Source organism: Ruegeria sp. AM5, assembly GCF_056540645.1.
This window is the reverse complement of the sequence record NZ_JBQFXC010000004.1, coordinates 1-18,984: the sequence shown is the minus strand read 5'-3', so window position 1 is coordinate 18,984 and position 18,984 is coordinate 1. Positions and strand designations below refer to the sequence as shown.

The window sequence follows — 18,984 nt, the reverse complement described above, 5'->3', positions numbered from 1 at the left end:
CTTCTGTCTAGACATTTCTGTACAGTTCGAGGGACAGCACCCGGATCAGCTTAAAGCCGGGCGCTCGGGCGTGTCTGAACGGCATCAAACCAGGCGCGTGTGGCCGTGTTCTCTTCTGGGATACGCATCTTGATGACACGTGCGAAATCGACAAACACAAATGTGGTGATATCGGCCAGTGAAAACATGTCACCCGCAACGAAACCGCTCACTTGCAGACGGGCCTCAAGCAAATCGAAGAAGGCACGCACCCGCTCAGCCCCCCGCTGCGCTAGTTCAGGGATTTGCGCGTGGTTTGCAGGCCCGGTAATCGCGCGATCTTTGAACGAAGGATGGGTGTTGCGCAATGTTTCCGCGATTGGTGCGCCACATTGTTGTTCGGCGATGGCATTCCACATCAGAATTTCGCCTTTTTCATCTGGCGTTTGCCCCATCAAGGCAGGTTCCGGAAAGCGCGCCTCGAGATAGGCGGCGATGCCAAGATTTTCTGTGAGCGTGGTACCTTGATCCGTAACAAGCACAGGAATCGTTGCACCGGGGTTCACAGCCCGGAAAGCATCACTAAGCTGTTCACCCTTGGCGATTGAGATATCGCGGGTGTCAATCTTCAGCCCCTTTTCCGCGATAAACATCCGGGCGCGGCGCGGGCTTGGCGCGGTCGAGCAATCGTAGAACAGCATTTTTGACGGTCCCCTCCAAAGCTTCACGCCTCAGACGTTAGACCGGCCCGGTACTACAGCGCGAGTCGGATCACACAGTGACCCTATGGCAGATCAACGCCGGTAGATGAAACAACGTCCCTCCACCGCGCCTGCAGGCAGCGGCACCTCGGTCAGTGTTTCGAAATACATTCGATCGCTGGAAACCATCAGTCCGCCCCGCGCCAAAAGCGGTTCGATCAAAGGTGAGACGAGGCGGGCAAACGCATCATTCTTTTGCCGGTTGTGTCCCCCAAGATCGGCATGGATCAGACTGGCTGACGCGCCAAATCGCGTAACCGAAGCAGGCAATGTTTCGCGCACATCACCGAGAATCACCAGATCATCGGGCGGTGTCGAATCGGGATGAGACGCAACGGCCCGTTCAAAAACATAAACAGGACGGTCCTGAATGTGCTTAATCATGTGGTGATATGTGCGCCCATTTCCCAATCCCAGCTCAAAAACCGGACCAGGCTGCCCCGTGGTCTGCGCGATGGCAAAGTCCAGACAAGCACGTTGCGAGACCATTCGGTCAATGAACAGATCCAATCGGCTTTGTTGCTCGGACACGGGGCACCTCTTTCAAAATCATTCGACACCAGTCAGGGGGCGATTGCGCCTTTGATGGCAAAAACTCAAGACTTTGTGTAGCCATACGGCCCGAGTTTCACGATTCCGCGACAATTCGGGTGAAGAAGGTGTTTGACTACGCCGCCCCAACCGCGCGAAACTGTTCAAAAAAGACAGGGAGTTCACAAAGCCGATGTTTTCTAGCGGCCAGACGGGTGGAAAACCCGCATGAGTGCGTTGTTGTCCGTTCGGGATCTCAGCATCGGCTTTGGCACGGGTCCATCCGTTGTCCAAGATGTCAGCTTCGAGGTCGAACCCGGGCAGACACTTGCATTGGTTGGAGAATCCGGTTCGGGAAAAACGATTTCCTGTCGCGCTGCACTGCGTATTCTGCCGCGTACCGCCCAGATTCGTAGCGGAACGATCACGCTGAACGATTCCAAAGGCACCGCTAATCTGATCGAACTGAGTGAAAGACAGATGCGTGGTATTCGCGGCAATCGGGTTTCTATGATTTTTCAGGAACCGATGCGATCTCTGTCACCGCTTCACAAAATCGGAAATCAGGTCAGCGAAGTTCTTTGGTTGCATCGCGGCGCATCCGATGCACAGGCCCGCAAAGAAGTTCTGACCCAGTTTGAGAGGGTTGGTTTCCCCGACCCTGCCCGCGCCTACGACAGCTATCCGTTCGAGCTGTCCGGCGGCATGCGCCAGCGCGCCATGATTGCCATGGCCATGGTGTCCAAGCCTGAATTGCTCATCGCGGACGAGCCAACCACAGCCCTGGATGTTACCACCCAAGCGCAGGTTCTTGGGCTGATCAAAGAGCTGCAGCGCGAAACCGGTATGGCGCTGATCCTTGTTACCCATGACTTGGGTGTAGTTGCTAACATGGCCGAGCGGGTGGTGGTCATGCACAAAGGCCGCGTGATGGAAGCTGGCCCGGCAGCACCAATTCTGAACGATCCGGCGCACCCCTATACGCAGCAGCTGTTCGACGCTGCGCCTGAGATACCCGATCAGGATGCCGTCGGCATACCGATGCCCGACGAGGACCTAATTCTGCAGATGACCGGGGTCTCAAAGACCTACACGATGCGATCGAGCAAAGGTTGGAAAGCCGACAAACTGATCCATGCCTGCCGGGGCGTAGATATGAAGCTGGCGCGCGGCAAGACGCTTGCAATCGTTGGCGAAAGCGGGTCTGGCAAAACAACCGCTGCCAGAATCGCTCTGGGCGCTGAACTGCCCGACCCGGGCGGCGAAGTTCTGTTCAGAACAACAAGGGATTCCGAACCGATAACGGTTCACAGTATGACACGGACCGAACGCACCGCGTTTCAGCGCAAGGCGCAAATGGTGTTTCAGGATCCCTATAGCTCTCTTAGCCCCCGTATGCGCATTCAGGATGCCATGACCGAGCCGTTGGAGATACACCGCCTCGGCACCGTGGCAGAGCAGCGCGACAAAGCGGCCGCGATGTTGCAGCGGGTCGGGCTGAATGCCGATATGCTCAAACGCTATCCGCATGCGTTTTCTGGTGGACAACGACAGCGCCTATCTATCGCCCGCGCGATGATGCTGGACCCGGCGCTGATTGTTTGTGACGAGCCAACCTCGGCGCTGGATGTATCCGTTCAAGAGCAAATTTTGACCCTGCTCGAAGAACTGCAGGACAGTCTGAACCTGTCTTACCTGTTCATCTCACATGATCTGGCCGTCGTCGCGCGCATTGCCGACGAGGTCGCCGTCATGCGCCGGGGTCTTGTGGTGGAACAAGCCCCACCCGAAACTCTGTTCTACAATCCACGTCATCCCTATACCAAGGCACTGATTGCCGCCCAGCCGGAACCAGATATCAATCGCCCGATTGATCTGAAACTGGTTGCGTTAGGTGCCGGTTCTCCCGACAGTTGGGATGACGCCTTTCGATTTTCCGACTCCGTGATACCTTCTTTGGTAGAGTTGGAGCCCGGCCATAAGGTACGTTGCCATGTTTAAGACCACTCACCGATTGATTCTGGCCGCGTCGCTGGCCATCGCAGGAATGCTGCCCGCTGTGGCAGAAATTCCGTCTAATCTTCAGGAAAACGCGTTCTGGCAAACCGAGGTTGAAAGCGGCGACCTGCCACCGGTTGCTGAACGTATTCCGCAAGATCCGCTGATCGTGGACTTAGCCGCCAAAGGTCGCGAATTCGGCGTACCCGGCGGTACACTGCGCACGATGGTCACCCGGTCCAAAGACATTCGGCAAATGGTGGTCTATGGCTACGCAAGGCTTGTGGGCTTCGATCAGGATTACAACATCGTCCCGGATTTGCTGGCTTCTTTCGAAAACGAAGACAATCGCAAATTTACTTTGAACCTGCGACCCGGCCACAAATGGTCAAACGGATCCGCGTTCACATCCGAAGACTTCCAGTATTGGTGGGAGGATGTGGCCAACAACGAATTGCTCAGCCCTTCAGGCCCACCAGATTTCCTGCTGGTTGAAGGCAAAACACCCACCGTCACCTTCCCCGACGAAACAACAGTTGTATTCGAATGGGATGACCCCAACCCGAATTTCCTGCAATCACTTGCTCAGGCGCGGCCGCCCTTTATCTATCGACCGTCTGAGTTCCTTAAGCAGTATCACGAGAAGTTTGCAGACCCCGAAGAACTGGCATTCAAGGTCGAAGATGCGCGGGTAAAAAGCTGGGCGGCGCTGCATAACAAGTTGGACAATCTATATAAGTACGACAATCATGAACTGCCGACGTTGCAGCCATGGCTCAACGCAAGTTCGGGCAAGAAAATCCGGCACAACTTTGTCCGTAACCCTTATTACCATCGGGTGGATTCAAATGGGGTTCAGCTGCCCTATATCGACGTAGTCGAAATGGAAATCGTCGCGCCGGGTTTGGTTGCGGCCAAAGCAAATGCGGGTGAAACTGACTTGCAAGGTCGCGGATTGGCATTCCGCGATGCCTCGATCTTGAAAAAGGGCGAGGCTGAAGGTGGATACAAGACGCTTCTGTGGAAAACAGGCGTCGCGTCGCAGATCGCGATTTATCCCAATTTGAATTACACTGACGATGCATGGCGCGAGGTTCTGCGCGATGTACGTGTACGCAGGGCACTGTCGCTCGCCATTGATCGCAAGACGATCAATCAGGCGCTCTATTTCAAGCTGGCCCAACCCGGCGCGATGTCGGTTCTGCCCGCATCGCCCTTCTACGACGAAGCGAATGCGCAGGCTTGGGCACAGTATGACATCGACAAGGCGAATGCTCTGCTTGATGAGGCTGGGCTGACCGAGCGTGACAAAGATGGTATCCGATTGTTGCCCGACGGGCGTCCGATGGAGCTGATCATCGAAACCGCAGGTGAGCGGCAAGAGGTTGAAAATGCCCTGCAGATCGTCACGGATACCTGGCGTGAGATCGGAGTCGAACTGGTCATGCGACCATTGGATCGAGACATTCTGCGCAACCGGGTCTTCTCGGGCAATACAATGGCGTCGGTCTGGTTCGGCTGGGATGACGGCATTCCGCAAAGCCACACATCGCCGGCCTATCTCGCCCCGACCGATCAGGTCTTTCTGGCGTGGCCTAAATGGGGCCAATACTATCAGACAAATGGAGGGTCGGGCGAACCACCAGACATGCCCGAGGCCGAACTTCTCATGAAGCTTGCCCACGATTGGGAAATCGCCTCCACGGATGAAGAACGCGGCGCAGTCTGGTCTGAGATGCTGAAAATTCACGCCGACCAGCTTTATGCGATCGGCATCCTGAACGGCGCACCGCAGCCTATTGTCGTGTCGAACCGGCTGCGCAATGTGCCTGAGCAGGCCATGTGGGCATGGGAACCCGGCGCACACTTCGGCATTCACCGTCCCGACGAGTTCTTCTTCGCCGACTAATTCAGGAGCAGCTAAATGGTCATGCTGCGCTACGCGGTGTATCGCTTTTTCACGATGCTACTGACATTGCTGGTGGTGTCGGTTCTGATTTTCGTGATCATCAACCTGCCCCCCGGCGACTATCTCAGCAACCAGATCGCCGAACTGCAGGCTTCAGGACAGTCCGCCGGTGTCGCCAAGGCCGAGTTTCTGCGCAAGGAATACTCATTGGACCGGTCGTTGCCCGAGCAGTACCTGATCTGGATGGGCTTCTGGCCCGGACCGCATGGGTTCGAGGGCCTGTTACAGGGCAATTATGGCTGGTCCTTCGAATTTGACCGCCCCGTGCGCGAGATCGTGGGCGATACGCTCTGGTTGACGGTTGTGGTCAATCTGGCCGCCATTCTATTCGTCTATGCCGTTGCTCTGCCATTGGGGGTCATCGCTGCGGCCAGATCACGGACGTGGATCGACTATACCTCGGCCTTTGTAGGCTATCTGGGTCTTGCGACCCCGAACTTCCTGTTGGCGCTGATCCTGTTCTACTATGGCCATCGCTATTTCAACCTGCCCATCGGCGGACTGATGGACCCTTCCTTTGAGGGACAACCGATGAGTTGGGACAAGTTGAAATCCATCCTTGTCCACCTGATCGTTCCGACCTTCGTCATCGGAACCTCGGGTGCTTCGGCCATGATGCAGCGCCTGCGCGCCAATATGCTGGATGAACTAGGGAAACCTTATGTCGAAACAGCAATCGCCAAGGGCATGTCCCCATCGCGGATGCTGACGAAGTACCCATTGCGCGTGGCCTTCAACCCGTTTGTCGCCGACATTGGAAACCTGCTGCCCTCGATGGTTTCCGGGTCGGTTTTGGTCTCGGTAGTTCTGGGTCTGCAAACAATCGGCCCGACCCTGCTGACTGCCTTGAAAACGCAGGACCAGTTCCTGTCGGCCTTCATTCTTATGTTCGTGGCTCTGCTGACGCTGATCGGCACCATGATTTCCGATATCCTGCTGGTCATGCTTGATCCGCGCATTCGTTACGAGGGGCGCGAAGCATGACCGATAAACTCGATGGTCGCTATGTCGACGACGCACCATTTGACCCGCAGGCCTCTATTCAGCAGCTTGAGCGCGCAGATCTCGATGCCCCTAATTGGGTGCTGGTCTGGCGCAAGTTCAGGACCCACAAGCTGGGTCTGATTTCTGGCCTCTTCTTGCTGCTCTGCTACTTGATGCTGCCTTTTGCGGGCTTTATTGCCCCCTACGGCCCCAATGACCGGAACGGAGAACACCTGTATGCTCCACCCCAGTCGGTCAACTGGTTTCATGAGGGGAAGTTCATCGGCCCCTACGTTTATCCAATAGTTGCAGAGGCGGACCTTGAAACTTTCCAGTGGAAATTCGTCGCTGACACGGAAGACCCGCGCCCAATCCGGTTCTTCTGCGAAGGGTCAGAATACAAACTCGCAGGCCTGATAAAATCCGATACGCACCTGTTTTGCGCACCCGAAGGGGCCACGCTGTTTCTGTGGGGCTCGGACCGTCTGGGCCGCGATGTATTCAGCCGCATCCTATATGGCGCGCAACTGTCGCTGACAGTGGGCCTGATCGGCATTTCGGTATCCTTCTTCCTCGGCATCCTGTTCGGGTCAATGGCCGGGTATTTCGGAGGGCGCATCGACTGGACCATCAACCGTGTGATCGAAATCTTGCGCTCTCTGCCGGAACTTCCCCTCTGGCTGGCCTTATCCGCCGCGGTGCCATCAAATTGGAGCCCGGTCGCGGTATTCTTCATCATCTCGATCATCCTCGGTATTCTCGATTGGCCAGGCCTTGCCCGATCTGTCCGCGCAAAATTCCTGTCTCTCAGGGAAGAGGAATACGTACGTGCGGCCGAGATGATGGGCGCAAGTTCCGGTCGTGTGATCCGAAAGCACCTGCTACCCAATTTCATGTCGCATCTGATTGCCTCGGCCACGCTATCAATCCCTGCGATGATCTTGGGCGAAACCGCCCTCAGCTTCCTTGGCCTTGGACTGCGGGCCCCGGCGGTCAGTTGGGGCGTGATGCTGAACGATGCGCAGAACCTCGCCTCAATCGAAATCTATCCATGGACCGCGATCCCGATGCTGCCAATCATCGTCGTCGTGCTGGCCTTCAACTTCCTTGGCGACGGGTTGCGCGACAGCCTTGATCCCTATCAGCAATGAGCTTGCTGTCCGCCCTCCCCTCACCTGACACCTACAGGGTCAATGGGGCGGGTGCGCGGCCCAGCGCCTTTGCGGTCTCGGAACTGGCGACGGCCAGTTTTGCGGCAGTCGGGCAGGAGCTGTCGCGCCTTGTGACAGCCTTGAACCTGGCGCCAGCGCCTCCGGAGGTGGCCGTAGATCATCGACTGGCCTCCTTGTGGTATGGCTTTTCCTTCAAACCCGAAGGGTGGGATATGCCCAGCCTTTGGGACGCGATTGCTGGCGACTATCAGGCATCTGATGGGTGGATCAGGCTGCACACCAACCTGCCCAGTCATCGCGCCGCCGCCCTGAACGTTTTGCAAGTCGCGTCGGACCGTGCGCTGGTATCGCGCGCGGTTCGGGATTGGAGCATCTCTGAACTGGAAGCCGCGATTGTCGCCGAGGGCGGTGTCGCTGCCGCAATGCGCAGCCGCTCTGAGTGGCATGACCATCCGCAAGGACGCATATTGGCCCGCGAGCCGTTGATCGGATGGCAGGGGCCACGCAATATTCAACTACGTGATCGGCCTCAGGCGACTGCCGCGCTACCTCTTGCTGGGCTGCGTGTGCTCGATCTGACCCGCATTCTGGCCGGGCCAGTCTCGACACGAACACTTGCGGGTTTTGGCGCCGAGGTCCTGAGGATCGATCCACCCGGCTGGGATGAACCTGGCGTCATTCCTGACATTTCTCTCGGCAAGCACTGCGCCTATCTGAACCTGAAATCACCCGATGGAAAAGCAAAACTGCAAGAGCTGCTGGCCCAAGCGGACATACTTGTCCACGGGTATCGGCCCGGCGCTTTGGACGCACTCGGTCTGGGTAAAAACACGCGGGATCAGCTCGCCCCCAACAGGGTTGAAGTCACGCTAGACGCCTATGGCTGGCAAGGACCTTGGGCAGCGCGCCGCGGTTTTGACAGCCTTGTACAGATGAGTTCCGGAATCGCACATGCAGGGATGGGTTGGGCGGGGGCCGACAAGCCAACTCCGTTGCCTGTTCAGGCACTGGATCACGCAACTGGCTACTTGATGGCAGCCGCCCTGCTCTCGGCGCTCGCCGAAGCCGCATCCGGTCAGGCCGTCATGGATGCCCGGCTCTCGCTGGCGCGCACCGCCGAATTGCTGGTCACCCTCGCCAAGAGCGAGCCCGGTGACGAAATTACCGAGTCGCTGCCTGTCGATTATGCGGATGCGCTCGAACCTTCCGGGTGGGGGCCCGGCTATCGATTGAAGCCGGCGCTAACCGTTGGATCCGCAAAGATGCACTGGGCTTTGCCTGCGTCCAAACTGGGAACTTCGCAGCCCACTTGGCCGTCACTTACCGCTTAAAGCTGCCGCCGCGCGGGACGCGCGGCCCGGCCCAACGCTTTGGTTGACGTCTCGCCAGAGACGCAAACCAAAGGGGCGGGGGCCCTCCTAGCGATCATCGCCACCGCCGGGGCCGATATCGTCCAGATAGTCTTCGTCAATCGCGGCCTGAACGGCCCCTGTGACAGCCTCGCGTTGTTTGGGAGTCAGGTCCTCGGCCTCTTTGTCATCCGCCAGTCGCACGGTGACTTCCCGATGCGCAAACCGGATGCCTTCACGGGCAAACAGCTCACGAATATCCTGATAGACTTTCTTGCGCACCAGCCACTGATCACCCGGTTTGGTCATGAACTTAACCCGGATAATCATCGCCGAATCCTGCATCTCGATCACACCCTGCGATTTCAGCGGCTGAATGAAGTTATCACCAATCACCGGATCGCTCAGCAGCTCCTGACCCAGCTTCTTGATCAGCTTCCGCACCTTTTCGACATCGGTGTCATAGGTCACCCGCAACGGCAGCTTCATGATTACCCAGTCGCGGGAATAGTTTGTCAGAACCTTGATCTCTCCAAATGGGATCGTGTTGAGCGCACCAAGGTGGTGGCGCAGTTGGAAGGACCGGACCGATATCTTTTCGACCGTCCCCTTTACATCACCAATGTCGATGTATTCACCCTTTCGGAAAGCATCATCCATCAGGAAGAACGCACCCGAGAAGATGTCGCGGACCAAGGTTTGCGACCCGAAACCAACGGCCAGACCCACAACACCTGCACCGGCAAACAGCGGGCTGACATTGATCCCCAGTTCCATCAATACAATCAGCGCGATGGTCACAACGACCACAGCCAGAATGGCCCCGCGGAACAGAGGCAACAAAGTTGCAAGACGGCTCTGCCCGCCTTCGCCTCCTTCGTCGCCCAGCTCGGCTTCAGCACCGCCGTCATCCGTCTCTTCCGCGATCTTGCTATCGATCCAGACGCGGAAGAAGTGAAACAGAATGTAACCCATAAACAGGATCACCATCACATCCAGCGCCCGCTCGATAGGCAAGTCATCCGACCAATTGGCCTGCGGGTTCCATATCACTACCAGCGCATAGAGACCCACCACAAAGGCCAGAATGCCTGCCACACGACGGGCAAGGTCTTCGTACGTCAGAATGGCGTGTTTGCGCTTTTCGGCCTGCGGCGTATCAGCCACCAGCTCATCCTCGATCTGCTCAGCCGCTTCTGCGTCGGCATTCATCACCTCAATTCTGCGATTGCGATCAAAATACCTTTCAAGCAGATAGTTCATCGCGCCGTAGGCCACGACGACGGACATAAAGATGGCATAGCTGCTGGCCACGATCGGGATCGAATCCTGAACCTCAAGCACCAGATCAACGGCCAGTTTGAACCAGCTGAACACCATATAAAGCACCAGAACCGGCGCCCAGGCGAAAGAGATGAACTTCAGTATCCAAGACACCTGATCCGGAGCACGCCCGCCACGAATAGCGTTCGAGATCGCGCGTGCATTGAACAGGATCATCAGTATGTTGCCCAGCGCCCCGATCAGCGTCAGGCTACCATAGACCATGGCATAGACGTTATAGTTCAGCCCAAAATCCGCGACCCATGTCGAGAACAGAACAACCGAGATGTCATAGGTCGCCAGTGCTGACGCCCAAACATACAGGCGCTTGGCGTCCCGGTCTGAAAAAGGCGGCAAGCGATACTGGCTGAGGTAAGGCGACAGAACCATCCGCCACAAGTCCGAGACGGTGCGCGAGAGGAAGAATGCGGTAAAGATTGCCGTAACGGTAAACTGGATTGATATGTCTTCCGCTTCACCAAAGAACAGATAGCCAACGATCAGCGCCATGAGCATGGCAAAGATCGTTCCGCCAATGCCCATCACGAAACGATACACAAGGAAAGGCATCTTTTCACGATAGCCAACCGGGTTTTCCTTGATGCGCGCAACCACCAAACGCTTCGCGATGCGCTTGCCGTAGATTTCGATCGACAACCAACGCCCCAGCAAAAGGAACAACACGTTCAGGACCAACACCTCGACATAGGTCTGAATCCGCCCGTCCGGACTGGTCTGTCTGAGGATGTATTGGACCTCAAAGACCGAATAGGGCAGCGCCTCCATCCGCGAGCGTACGGAATCCCGGAACTTTGAGAACCGCTCTTGCGCCTTCATCAGCTGAGAACCCTCAGCCATGTGATCAATGCTATCTGCCTCTGGCGTCGCGTCGGCGCTATTGCCCGCTGCCGATACAACCTGCCCGGCGCTGTCGATTACGATTACGCTTGCGCCCGCCTCGGAAGCGGAACGAATGGCCGCCGCCAGATCGCTATCAGCGGCAGAGCTTGAAGAACCGGTTTCCTCGCTTGATCCTATTGGGTATCCCGGAATAAGCGAAGTTTGCGCAACCGCGTCGGTTGCACTGGCCAGCATCGCCGCCCAAATCACCAAAATCAGCCCGGCCAGAACATTCATTTTCATCGTATATCGCATCCAATTCGTAGCTGCGTCCAAGACTATAGAACCTCAGAAGGCTGTTCAAATCATCCGCACACGCGGTGTCAACATCGTGAGAGCCCGTGTTCCTGACGCAATGGATGGGATAAAGTGTTTCCAAGACAACAAAAATTGAATATGACCACCTGAGGCGTCCGGTCTCGGAATTGGCTTGTGCATGAAGAACCATCGGCCTGCATATCGCAAGGTGCGCCTGTTGCCGGCGGTGGCATTATGCTGTTGCCAATTCGCAATGTTTGGCGCATTTGGACGGCGGAATCTGTGCCTTTGGCAAGAAGGTCTGGCAGAATTACGATAATCAGGTGCAGACGCGCGGAGTTGCACCGGAACCGAAACAGGCGAAGGCATGAGCCTAGGAATCAAAAACGAAAATCACGGCCGCGCACCGCGCATCCTGCTATATAGTCACGACACGTTCGGCCTGGGTCACCTGCGCCGGTCACGCGCGCTGGCTGCGGCCATAACACAAGCCGATCAACGCGCTTCGGCCCTCATATTGACCGGTTCACCCATTGCCGGACGGTTTACTTTTCCGCGTCGGGTTGACCATGTCCGTCTACCCGGGGTCACCAAACGCGCCGACGGCTCGTATGCTTCGCAGACCATCGGCATGGGCATCGATGATGTGACCGAGTTGCGCGCAAGCCTGATCCAGACATCTGTCGAACAGTTCGACCCCGATGTGCTGATCGTCGACAAAGAGCCTACCGGTTTTCGCGGTGAGCTGCTGCCGACGCTTGAGTATCTTGAAAACTCCTGCTCAACCAAATTGGTTCTGGGCCTGCGCGACGTTCTGGATGAGCCCGAAGTACTAGCCGCCGAATGGGAGCGTAAGGACGCGATCTCGGCGACTGAACGATTCTATGATGAGATCTGGGTATATGGGTTGCGATCGGTCTACGATCCTACACAAGGCCTTCCCCTCAGCCCGGCAACGCAACAGCGCATTCATTGGACAGGGTATCTACGTCGCGATCTTGGGCCGGTTGGTGAGCCACCAGAACAACCGTATATCCTGATCACCCCTGGTGGTGGCGGGGATGGCAAGGCGATGGTCAATTTGGTGCTGTCCGCATATGAAAAAGACCCGGATCTGTCACCCCGCGCTGTGCTGGTCTATGGGCCCTTCCTGTCAGGCGAACTACGCGAAGATTTTGAAACCCGTGTCGCCGCCCTAAATGGCCGTGTGACCGCCGTTGGCTTTGAATCGCAGATCGAAACGCTGTTCGCGGGCGCTGCCGGTGTGGTCTGCATGGGCGGGTACAATACCTTCTGCGAGGTTTTGTCCTTCGACAAACGCGCCGTCATTGTTCCGCGCACGACGCCGCGGCTGGAGCAATGGATTCGTGCCTCGCGCGCCGAGGATCTGGGTCTGGTACGCATGCTGGATGAAAACCGTGACGGTCTGACAGCGGATGCAATGATCCGCGCGATCCGCGCCTTGCCCCATCAGCCGCTGCCTTCGCAGGCCATTCGCGCAGGGTTGTTGGACGGGCTAAGCTACGTCACTCATCGCATAAACGCGCTGCTAGGCGCGGAACAAGAGCGCGCCACCGGATGACGCGCGAACCCCCCAAGCTGGCGGTGCTGGTCAAAGGCTGGCCGCGCCTGTCCGAGACGTTCATCGCGCAAGAATTGGTGGCCTTGCAGGAGGCAGGGCACAGCTTCGATATCTGGTCGTTGCGCCACCCGACCGATACCAAGCGCCATCCTCTGCACGATCGCTTCATGGGGCAGGTGCATTACCTGCCGGAATACCTTTATGACGAGCCCGCACGGCTGGTGGCTGCGCGCAAGATTGCCTCTCGTCTGTCGGGATACGCCCAAGCCTATCAGGTCTGGCGGCAAGACCTTCGCCGAGACCCGACTCACAACCGAATTCGCCGGTTTGGCCAGGCTTGCGTGTTGGCCGCAGAGCTGCCCGATCAAACGCAGGCGCTATACGCGCATTTCATGCACACACCGTCTTCGGTCGCCCGCTATGCGTCTATCATGCGCGGCCTGCCCTGGAGTTTTTCGGCGCATGCCAAAGATATCTGGACCTCACCAGACTGGGAAAAGCGGGAAAAGCTGCAACTGGCCTCTCACGGCGCCATCTTCGGGGCAACCTGTACTGCCATTGGTGCCGCACATCTGCGCGAACTGGCTGATGATCCTGCGCGGGTAGAACTGATCTATCATGGGCTGGACCTGTCGCGGTTTCCTGCACCTCCCCAGCAGTGTTCGCGTGCAGAGGATGCACCCTTTCACATGCTGTCAGTCGGGCGTCTTGTCGAAAAGAAGGGCTTTGACCGGCTTCTCCAAGCTTTCGCGCTACTCCCCAGATCGCTGAATTGGCATTGGACCCATATCGGCGGCGGAAATCTGGGCGATGAGTTGAGCGCACAAGCCGATGCCGCAGGGATTTCCGATCGGATCACGTGGATGGGGGCTTGCGATCAACCGGAAGTCATTGCCGAGATGCGCCGCTCTGATCTGTTTGTCCTGCCCAGCAGAATTGCTGCCGACGGCGACCGCGATGGTTTACCCAATGTTTTGATGGAAGCCGCGTCCCAGCGCCTCCCGATCCTGTCAACGCCGGTGTCAGCCATCCCGGAGTTCATTGAATCCGGTATTCACGGTCAGTTGTCAGCAGATGACCCGACCTCTCTTGCCTCGGCTATTGCGGGTCTCGCCCGGAACCCGACCAGAACGGCCGAGATGGCTGAGGCCGCGTATAACCGGTTGATCGCCGACTTCCGGATGGACCCGGGCATACGTCGCTTGTCCGAGCGGCTCAGCGCCTTGTGCGCGGACGAGCCCTGATGGCGCGGGTGGCTTTCTATGCACCGATGAAGTCCCCCGACAGTCCCAAGCCCTCGGGTGATCGCGAAATGGCCCGCAACCTGATGCAGGCCCTCGGCGCTCAGGGAGACATTGTTGAGCTGGCCTCGCAATTGCGGATTTACGACAAGGCAGGCGACCGGGCACTTCAGGACGAATTACGTCGCAAAGCAACGACCGAGGCTGCACGACTGGCTGAGGAACTGCCCTCTGACACGAACCTGTGGGTGACTTATCACAACTACTACAAGGCCCCCGATCTGCTCGGCCCGGCCGTGAGCCGCGCAAGAGACATCCCGTATGTGCAGCTGGAAAGTACCCGCGCCACCAGCCGGCTTGCAGGCCCATGGGCTGATTTTGCGCAAGCGGCGCATGACGCGTGCGACAGCGCGCAGGTGATTTTCTACCACACTGCCAACGACCTGATCACGTTAGAACGGGAAAGGTTCGGTACGCAGGCGTTGGTGGAACTGCCTCCGTTTCTTCCCATCACGGAATTGCCCCCTGTTTCGACCCGTGATGGGCCGATGCTGACCGTGGGCATGATGCGGCCGGGGGACAAGCTGGCCTCGTACGCCATTCTGGCCGACACGCTGGAACATCTGACAGGGGATTGGGCGTTGGACGTGGTAGGCGATGGCCCGGCCCGATTGGAAGTCGAGGCGCTGATGGCGCGGTTCGGACCTCGTGTCCGGTTTCTGGGTCAGCTGGATCGGGACACGTTGCAGGCCCTGTACCGCCAGGCGTCCTTGTTCGTTTGGCCCGGGGTCAACGAAGCCTATGGAATGGTCTATCTTGAGGCCCAGGCCTGCGGCGTTCCCGTCGCAGCACAAGATCGCCCCGGTGTTCGTGATGTGCTGATACCTTCCGATCATCCCGATACCGTATCGGGTGCCAAAGGGTTGGCCGCGCGTATACAGAGGTTTCTGGACCATCCCGACCTGAGCCAGTCTGAGGGCAATCGTGCCCGCGCCTATGTCGCGCACCGCCATCTGATGCCATCCGCCACCGAGCGGTTCTGGACCACTGTGCGCCCATTGTTGGAGAAAAACCGATGACCCGCCTCGCCCTTCTGCGACATGGACACACGGATTGGAATCGCGCGGGTCGCATTCAAGGGCGCAGCGACATTCCGCTGGATGCCGACGCCCGGGCTGAACTTGCGGGGTATTGCCTTCCTTCGCCATGGAACGCAGCATCAATCTGGTCCAGCCCGCTAAGCCGCGCGTCTGAAACAGCGCAGTTGGTATCGGATAAAGCGCCCAAAACATCTCAGGCGCTGACTGAGATGAATTGGGGCGATTGGGAGGGACGGCGCGGTGCCGAACTGATCGAAATCCCCGACAGCGGTTATCGCCACATCGAAGACTGGGGCTGGGATTATCGGCCACCGGGCGGTGAAAGCCCGGCTGAATTATGGGCAAGGCTTAATCCATGGTTGACCGAGTTGCAGGGAGACAATCTTGCGGTCTGCCACATCGGAATCATGAGGGTGATATTGGCCAAGGCCTGGGGCTGGAATTTTGCCGGCCCCGCGCCGTTTAAGATCAAGCGCAACAGACTGTTTATCGTAAACCTGGACGAAATGCGGCCTGAACCCGAACCGGTTCGATTGATTGCGCGTGAGGTTTGACCATGAAGGTGATGATCGTTGTTACCCATCTGTTAGGGACCGGACACCTTAGCCGGGCCCTTACATTGGGGCGCGCGTTCGCCGAACAGGACCACGAGGTGTTTGTAGTCTCGGGTGGCATGCCTGCGCCTCAGCTTGGCACACGTGGATTATCATTACTGAATTTACCGCCGCTGCGGTCTGATGGCACCGATTTCACCCGCCTGCTTGATCAGAATGGCGCTGTGGCCGACTTGGCCTACTTCGCTGCGCGCACAAACGCCCTGACGCAGGCGGTAAGCAGCTTCGGGCCGCAGGTTCTGATCACCGAGCTTTATCCGTTCGGGCGGCGCTCTTTGGCCGCGGAGTTCAAATCTGCATTGAAAGCCGCACGAGACCTACCTCGGCCACCCGTCATCCTTGGTTCGATCCGTGACATTCTTGCGCCGCCATCGAAGCCCGCAAAGGTAACCCAAACGGATGAGGTTATCGCAGAGTTTTACGACGGCGTTCTGGTCCATTCCGACCCCAAGATCACCGAACTTGAAGTCAGTTGGCCTGTCTCGGATCAACTGGCATCGCGCCTGCATTACACCGGTTTCGTGGCCCCAAGTGCTGCGCCAAGTCATCCGGATGGCATAGGCCAGGGCGAGATATTGGTCAGCGCAGGTGGCGGATCGGTCGGCCAGCCGATCTTTCAAGCGGCCATCGAGGCCGCCCGAAAGATGCCCAACTGGCGCTGGCGCCTGTTGGTGGGCGGGCAGGATGCCAATGCGCGGATCGCCGAGCTTTCGCAAATGGCCGAGGGTTTATCGGTTCTTCTTGAAACCGTCCGCCCTGATTTTCGCCAAATGCTGCCGCTTGCCGCCGCCTCGGTCAGCATGTGCGGTTACAACACCGCCATGGACCTGCTGCAAAGCGGTACCCCGGCGGTTCTGATCCCCTTCGATGATGGCAAAGAGGTTGAGCAATCTTTGCGCGCGCGATCTCTTTCGCAGTTGAACGGGATCGAGGTGCTTAACAGTTCTGACCTGACCGCCGGCTCGCTGGCCAATGCGCTGGAGCATGTCATTTCGGGTGCTGAACGCCCCCCTATGACCAACGGGTTTGATGGTGCACGCCGGTCGGTGGAAATTGCAGAGAGCTTGTACGAGGCTAGCCGATGAGGCCTGATTGGCACACATTGCAATCCGAGTTGCAGCAGTGGCAGGACGCAGGATTGGCCCTGCCCTTGTGGTGGCGTGATGACGATGCAGTTGCGGTGACACCGCAGCTTGAAAAGCTATCCGCCATGTCGGGCACGCTTGGCCTACCCGTCCATCTGGCTGTGATCCCGCGTGATGCGCAAGCGGCACTTGCAGAGTATGTGTCAGATCAATCTGTTTTGATCCCGGTTGTGCATGGCTGGGCGCATCAGAACCACGCGCCTGCAGACGAGAAGAAAGCCGAATTTCGCCTGCACCGGCCCCTTGAAGCGGTAGTTGCAGATGCCGAGGCTGGATTGTCCCGGTTGCGAGAATTGTTTGGTGCGCACCTGCGACCGATGTTTGTTCCGCCATGGAACCGGATCGACTCCAAAGTCGCCATGCAACTTCACGGGCTGGGCTATCGGGTTCTGTCGACGGCGACCCCCCGAAAGATACTGCTCGCAGCGCCCGGCCTCGCGCAGATAAACACACATCTCGATCCAATCGACTGGCGGGGGACGCGCGGTTTAATCGACCCTGACAGACTGATCGCACAGACAGTTGAGCTGCTGCATGACCGACGCACCGGTCGCGCAGACAATGCCGAAGCATTTGGGGTGTTGACGCATCATCTGGTCCATGATCAGGACATCTGGACGTTTACACAGGATCTGTTGCACAGGCTGCTTGATGGACCGGGCACACCCTGGACCGCACCACGCAACTGAACTCGCAAGGAGAGCCCGAATGAGCCGACTGGATTCCATGCTGCGCCGCCTGACGGCGCAACGCGATGGGCTAAACTGGGCCGCCGCACAGATCGGCACCATGGAAGGGGACGTTCTGGACCTGGGGCTAGGTAACGGACGTACCTATGATCATCTGCGAGAGATCCTGCCCTCTCGGCGTATATGGGTGATGGATCGCGTCTTGCAGTGTCATCCCGACAGCACGCCACCGGCACAGGATTTCCTGCAGGGTGAGGCTGAGCCGATGTTGCGTAAACTGGCGGACGCAGGCCAAACAATCGCGCTGGCGCACTACGATTTCGGCCGCGGGATCAAGTCCGAAGATGTTGCGGAAGCGGCACGCCTCAGCCCTTTGATCAAACAGGTCATGCGACCCGGTGGGTTGTTGATTTCAGGGCAACCGTTGACGGGTTTTGCGCAGGTTGAAGGCCCCGAGACCATCGCGCCCGATCGATATCTTTTCTATCGCGCCTGAGCAGGCTTTGAACTGGCGGGTTAGTATGTTGAATCTATCGATCAGATTCACCGCAGTCAGGCCTATGCATTGACGCGAGTCGAGGGTATACGCCACCGCAACAGCACACCCACATGAGGCCAGTCATGAGCTTTGACCGTTCCATCAAGATCGCTCCCTCGATCCTGTCAGCCGATTTCGCAAATTTCGGACAGGAGATTCAGGCCATCGAAGCGCAAGGGGCGGATTGGGTTCATGTGGACGTGATGGACGGCCACTTTGTCCCAAACCTCACTTTTGGTCCCCCAGCGGTCAAAGCGTTTCGCCCACATGTTAAGACCGTCATGGATGTGCATTTGATGATCACTCCGGTCGATCCTTATATTCAAGCCTATGCCGATGCGGGCGCTGATGTGCTGACCGCGCACGTCGAAGCGGGGCCGCATTCGCACCGCACGCTGCAGGCGATACGCGCTGCGGGAATGAAAGCAGGGATCGCGTTGAATCCCGGGACGCCCGCCGAGGCCGTCGAACATCTGTTGGACCTGACTGATCTGGTGTGCGTCATGACCGTCAACCCCGGCTTCGGGGGGCAAAAATTCATCGACATGACCGCAAAAGTGCAACGTTTGCGCGAGATGATCGGCGACCGGCCGGTGCATATCGAAATCGACGGCGGTGTTGATCCCAAAACAGCGCCTCTGGTGGCCGCTGCAGGCGCTGACGTGTTGGTCGCCGGATCAGCAGTTTTTAAAGGCGGGTCAGTTTCAAACCCGTCGGTCTATGGCGACAATATTCGCGCTGTGCGGACTGCTGCCGAAGGTGCACTGGGTTAACCACAAACCCTCCCGCCAGTCGTCGACGTTTCTTACGAAACGCCTCCTCCTGTTGGGCCCGGCATCGCGCTTTGCGCG

The 18,984-nt window shown here is 57.9% G+C and carries 16 protein-coding genes; 13 read left to right on the top strand and 3 right to left on the bottom strand.

The features are described 5' to 3' along the window. Positions 1–50: 50 nt before the first annotated feature. Positions 51–680 carry a glutathione S-transferase gene (locus tag ACR0AH_RS11635; RefSeq protein WP_170511268.1) on the bottom strand — a complete coding sequence of 210 codons (630 nt, stop codon included), beginning with the start codon at positions 678–680 and terminating at the stop codon, positions 51–53. A 93-nt stretch (positions 681–773) separates the two neighbouring features. Further along, positions 774–1,271, bottom strand: a complete 498-nt coding sequence (locus ACR0AH_RS11630; RefSeq protein WP_480592054.1) for a class I SAM-dependent methyltransferase — start codon at positions 1,269–1,271, stop codon at positions 774–776. Between the two features lie 228 nt (positions 1,272–1,499). Between ACR0AH_RS11630 and ACR0AH_RS11625 the strand changes: the two genes are divergently transcribed. From ACR0AH_RS11625 to ACR0AH_RS11605, 5 genes are read left to right on the top strand one after another with little or no spacing between them, the layout of a single operon-like run. After that, entirely contained in the window at positions 1,500–3,272 is a 1,773-nt protein-coding gene (locus ACR0AH_RS11625) for an ABC transporter ATP-binding protein (protein WP_170397648.1), read from the top strand. Further along, entirely contained in the window at positions 3,265–5,178 is a 1,914-nt protein-coding gene (locus ACR0AH_RS11620; protein ID WP_480592053.1) for an ABC transporter substrate-binding protein, read from the top strand. The genes ACR0AH_RS11625 and ACR0AH_RS11620 overlap by 8 nt, the downstream gene beginning before the upstream one ends. A gap of 15 nt (positions 5,179–5,193) precedes the next feature. Next, complete coding sequence (locus ACR0AH_RS11615; RefSeq protein ID WP_170397654.1) at positions 5,194–6,222, top strand: ABC transporter permease; 1,029 nt, start codon at positions 5,194–5,196, stop codon at positions 6,220–6,222. After that, positions 6,219–7,373 (top strand): ABC transporter permease, encoded by a 1,155-nt coding sequence (locus ACR0AH_RS11610; protein ID WP_480592051.1) that lies wholly within the window; start codon positions 6,219–6,221, stop codon positions 7,371–7,373. Before ACR0AH_RS11615 ends, ACR0AH_RS11610 begins: the two co-directional genes overlap by 4 nt. Continuing rightward, positions 7,370–8,725 (top strand): CoA transferase, encoded by a 1,356-nt coding sequence (locus ACR0AH_RS11605; protein ID WP_480592050.1) that lies wholly within the window; start codon positions 7,370–7,372, stop codon positions 8,723–8,725. The genes ACR0AH_RS11610 and ACR0AH_RS11605 overlap by 4 nt, the downstream gene beginning before the upstream one ends. Positions 8,726–8,812: 87 nt before the next feature. On the opposite strand, the gene ACR0AH_RS11600 is transcribed toward ACR0AH_RS11605, so the two are convergent. Then, positions 8,813–11,209, bottom strand: a complete 2,397-nt coding sequence (locus tag ACR0AH_RS11600; RefSeq protein ID WP_170397663.1) for a mechanosensitive ion channel family protein — start codon at positions 11,207–11,209, stop codon at positions 8,813–8,815. 382 nt (positions 11,210–11,591) lie between these two features. On the opposite strand from ACR0AH_RS11600, the gene ACR0AH_RS11595 reads away from it, so the two are divergent. From ACR0AH_RS11595 to rpe, 8 genes are all read left to right on the top strand, one after another. After that, on the top strand, positions 11,592–12,806 hold the full coding sequence (locus ACR0AH_RS11595; RefSeq protein WP_170424455.1) for a hypothetical protein: 1,215 nt from the start codon (positions 11,592–11,594) through the stop codon (positions 12,804–12,806). Continuing rightward, a complete protein-coding gene (locus ACR0AH_RS11590) occupies positions 12,803–14,050 on the top strand; it encodes a glycosyltransferase family 4 protein (RefSeq protein ID WP_480592048.1) in 1,248 nt (415 codons plus the stop codon). Before ACR0AH_RS11595 ends, ACR0AH_RS11590 begins: the two co-directional genes overlap by 4 nt. Further along, complete coding sequence (locus ACR0AH_RS11585; RefSeq protein ID WP_480592046.1) at positions 14,050–15,126, top strand: glycosyltransferase family 4 protein; 1,077 nt, start codon at positions 14,050–14,052, stop codon at positions 15,124–15,126. The genes ACR0AH_RS11590 and ACR0AH_RS11585 overlap by 1 nt, the downstream gene beginning before the upstream one ends. Continuing rightward, the gene (locus ACR0AH_RS11580) at positions 15,123–15,701 is read left to right on the top strand and encodes a histidine phosphatase family protein (protein ID WP_170799697.1); all 579 of its coding nucleotides are present in this window, start codon (positions 15,123–15,125) and stop codon (positions 15,699–15,701) included. The genes ACR0AH_RS11585 and ACR0AH_RS11580 overlap by 4 nt, the downstream gene beginning before the upstream one ends. A gap of 2 nt (positions 15,702–15,703) precedes the next feature. Further along, positions 15,704–16,846, top strand: coding sequence for a glycosyltransferase family protein (locus tag ACR0AH_RS11575; protein ID WP_480592045.1), 1,143 nt, complete (start codon positions 15,704–15,706; stop codon positions 16,844–16,846). Next, positions 16,843–17,595, top strand: coding sequence for a polysaccharide deacetylase family protein (locus ACR0AH_RS11570; RefSeq protein ID WP_480592043.1), 753 nt, complete (start codon positions 16,843–16,845; stop codon positions 17,593–17,595). Before ACR0AH_RS11575 ends, ACR0AH_RS11570 begins: the two co-directional genes overlap by 4 nt. Before the next feature lie 19 nt (positions 17,596–17,614). Beyond that, the gene (locus ACR0AH_RS11565) at positions 17,615–18,091 is read left to right on the top strand and encodes a class I SAM-dependent methyltransferase (protein ID WP_170511246.1); all 477 of its coding nucleotides are present in this window, start codon (positions 17,615–17,617) and stop codon (positions 18,089–18,091) included. Positions 18,092–18,216: 125 nt separating this feature from the next. Continuing rightward, positions 18,217–18,906, top strand: coding sequence for a ribulose-phosphate 3-epimerase (gene rpe / locus ACR0AH_RS11560; protein ID WP_170511244.1), 690 nt, complete (start codon positions 18,217–18,219; stop codon positions 18,904–18,906). Positions 18,907–18,984 lie beyond the last annotated feature (78 nt).

Bases quoted from the DNA above. Each gene is read 5' to 3' on its own strand.
- ACR0AH_RS11635 (WP_170511268.1), bottom strand. From the start codon at position 680: ATGCTGTTCTACGATTGCTCGACCGCGCCAAGCCCGCGCCGCGCCCGG.
- ACR0AH_RS11610 (WP_480592051.1), top strand. From the start codon at position 6,219: ATGACCGATAAACTCGATGGTCGCTATGTCGACGACGCACCATTTGAC.
- ACR0AH_RS11590 (WP_480592048.1), top strand. From the start codon at position 12,803: ATGACGCGCGAACCCCCCAAGCTGGCGGTGCTGGTCAAAGGCTGGCCG.
- ACR0AH_RS11600 (WP_170397663.1), bottom strand. From the start codon at position 11,209: ATGAAAATGAATGTTCTGGCCGGGCTGATTTTGGTGATTTGGGCGGCG.
- ACR0AH_RS11595 (WP_170424455.1), top strand. From the start codon at position 11,592: ATGAGCCTAGGAATCAAAAACGAAAATCACGGCCGCGCACCGCGCATC.
- ACR0AH_RS11585 (WP_480592046.1), top strand. From the start codon at position 14,050: ATGGCGCGGGTGGCTTTCTATGCACCGATGAAGTCCCCCGACAGTCCC.
- ACR0AH_RS11625 (WP_170397648.1), top strand. From the start codon at position 1,500: ATGAGTGCGTTGTTGTCCGTTCGGGATCTCAGCATCGGCTTTGGCACG.
- ACR0AH_RS11605 (WP_480592050.1), top strand. From the start codon at position 7,370: ATGAGCTTGCTGTCCGCCCTCCCCTCACCTGACACCTACAGGGTCAAT.
- ACR0AH_RS11570 (WP_480592043.1), top strand. From the start codon at position 16,843: ATGAGGCCTGATTGGCACACATTGCAATCCGAGTTGCAGCAGTGGCAG.
- ACR0AH_RS11565 (WP_170511246.1), top strand. From the start codon at position 17,615: ATGAGCCGACTGGATTCCATGCTGCGCCGCCTGACGGCGCAACGCGAT.
- ACR0AH_RS11580 (WP_170799697.1), top strand. From the start codon at position 15,123: ATGACCCGCCTCGCCCTTCTGCGACATGGACACACGGATTGGAATCGC.
- ACR0AH_RS11615 (WP_170397654.1), top strand. From the start codon at position 5,194: ATGGTCATGCTGCGCTACGCGGTGTATCGCTTTTTCACGATGCTACTG.
- rpe (WP_170511244.1), top strand. From the start codon at position 18,217: ATGAGCTTTGACCGTTCCATCAAGATCGCTCCCTCGATCCTGTCAGCC.
- ACR0AH_RS11575 (WP_480592045.1), top strand. From the start codon at position 15,704: ATGAAGGTGATGATCGTTGTTACCCATCTGTTAGGGACCGGACACCTT.
- ACR0AH_RS11620 (WP_480592053.1), top strand. From the start codon at position 3,265: ATGTTTAAGACCACTCACCGATTGATTCTGGCCGCGTCGCTGGCCATC.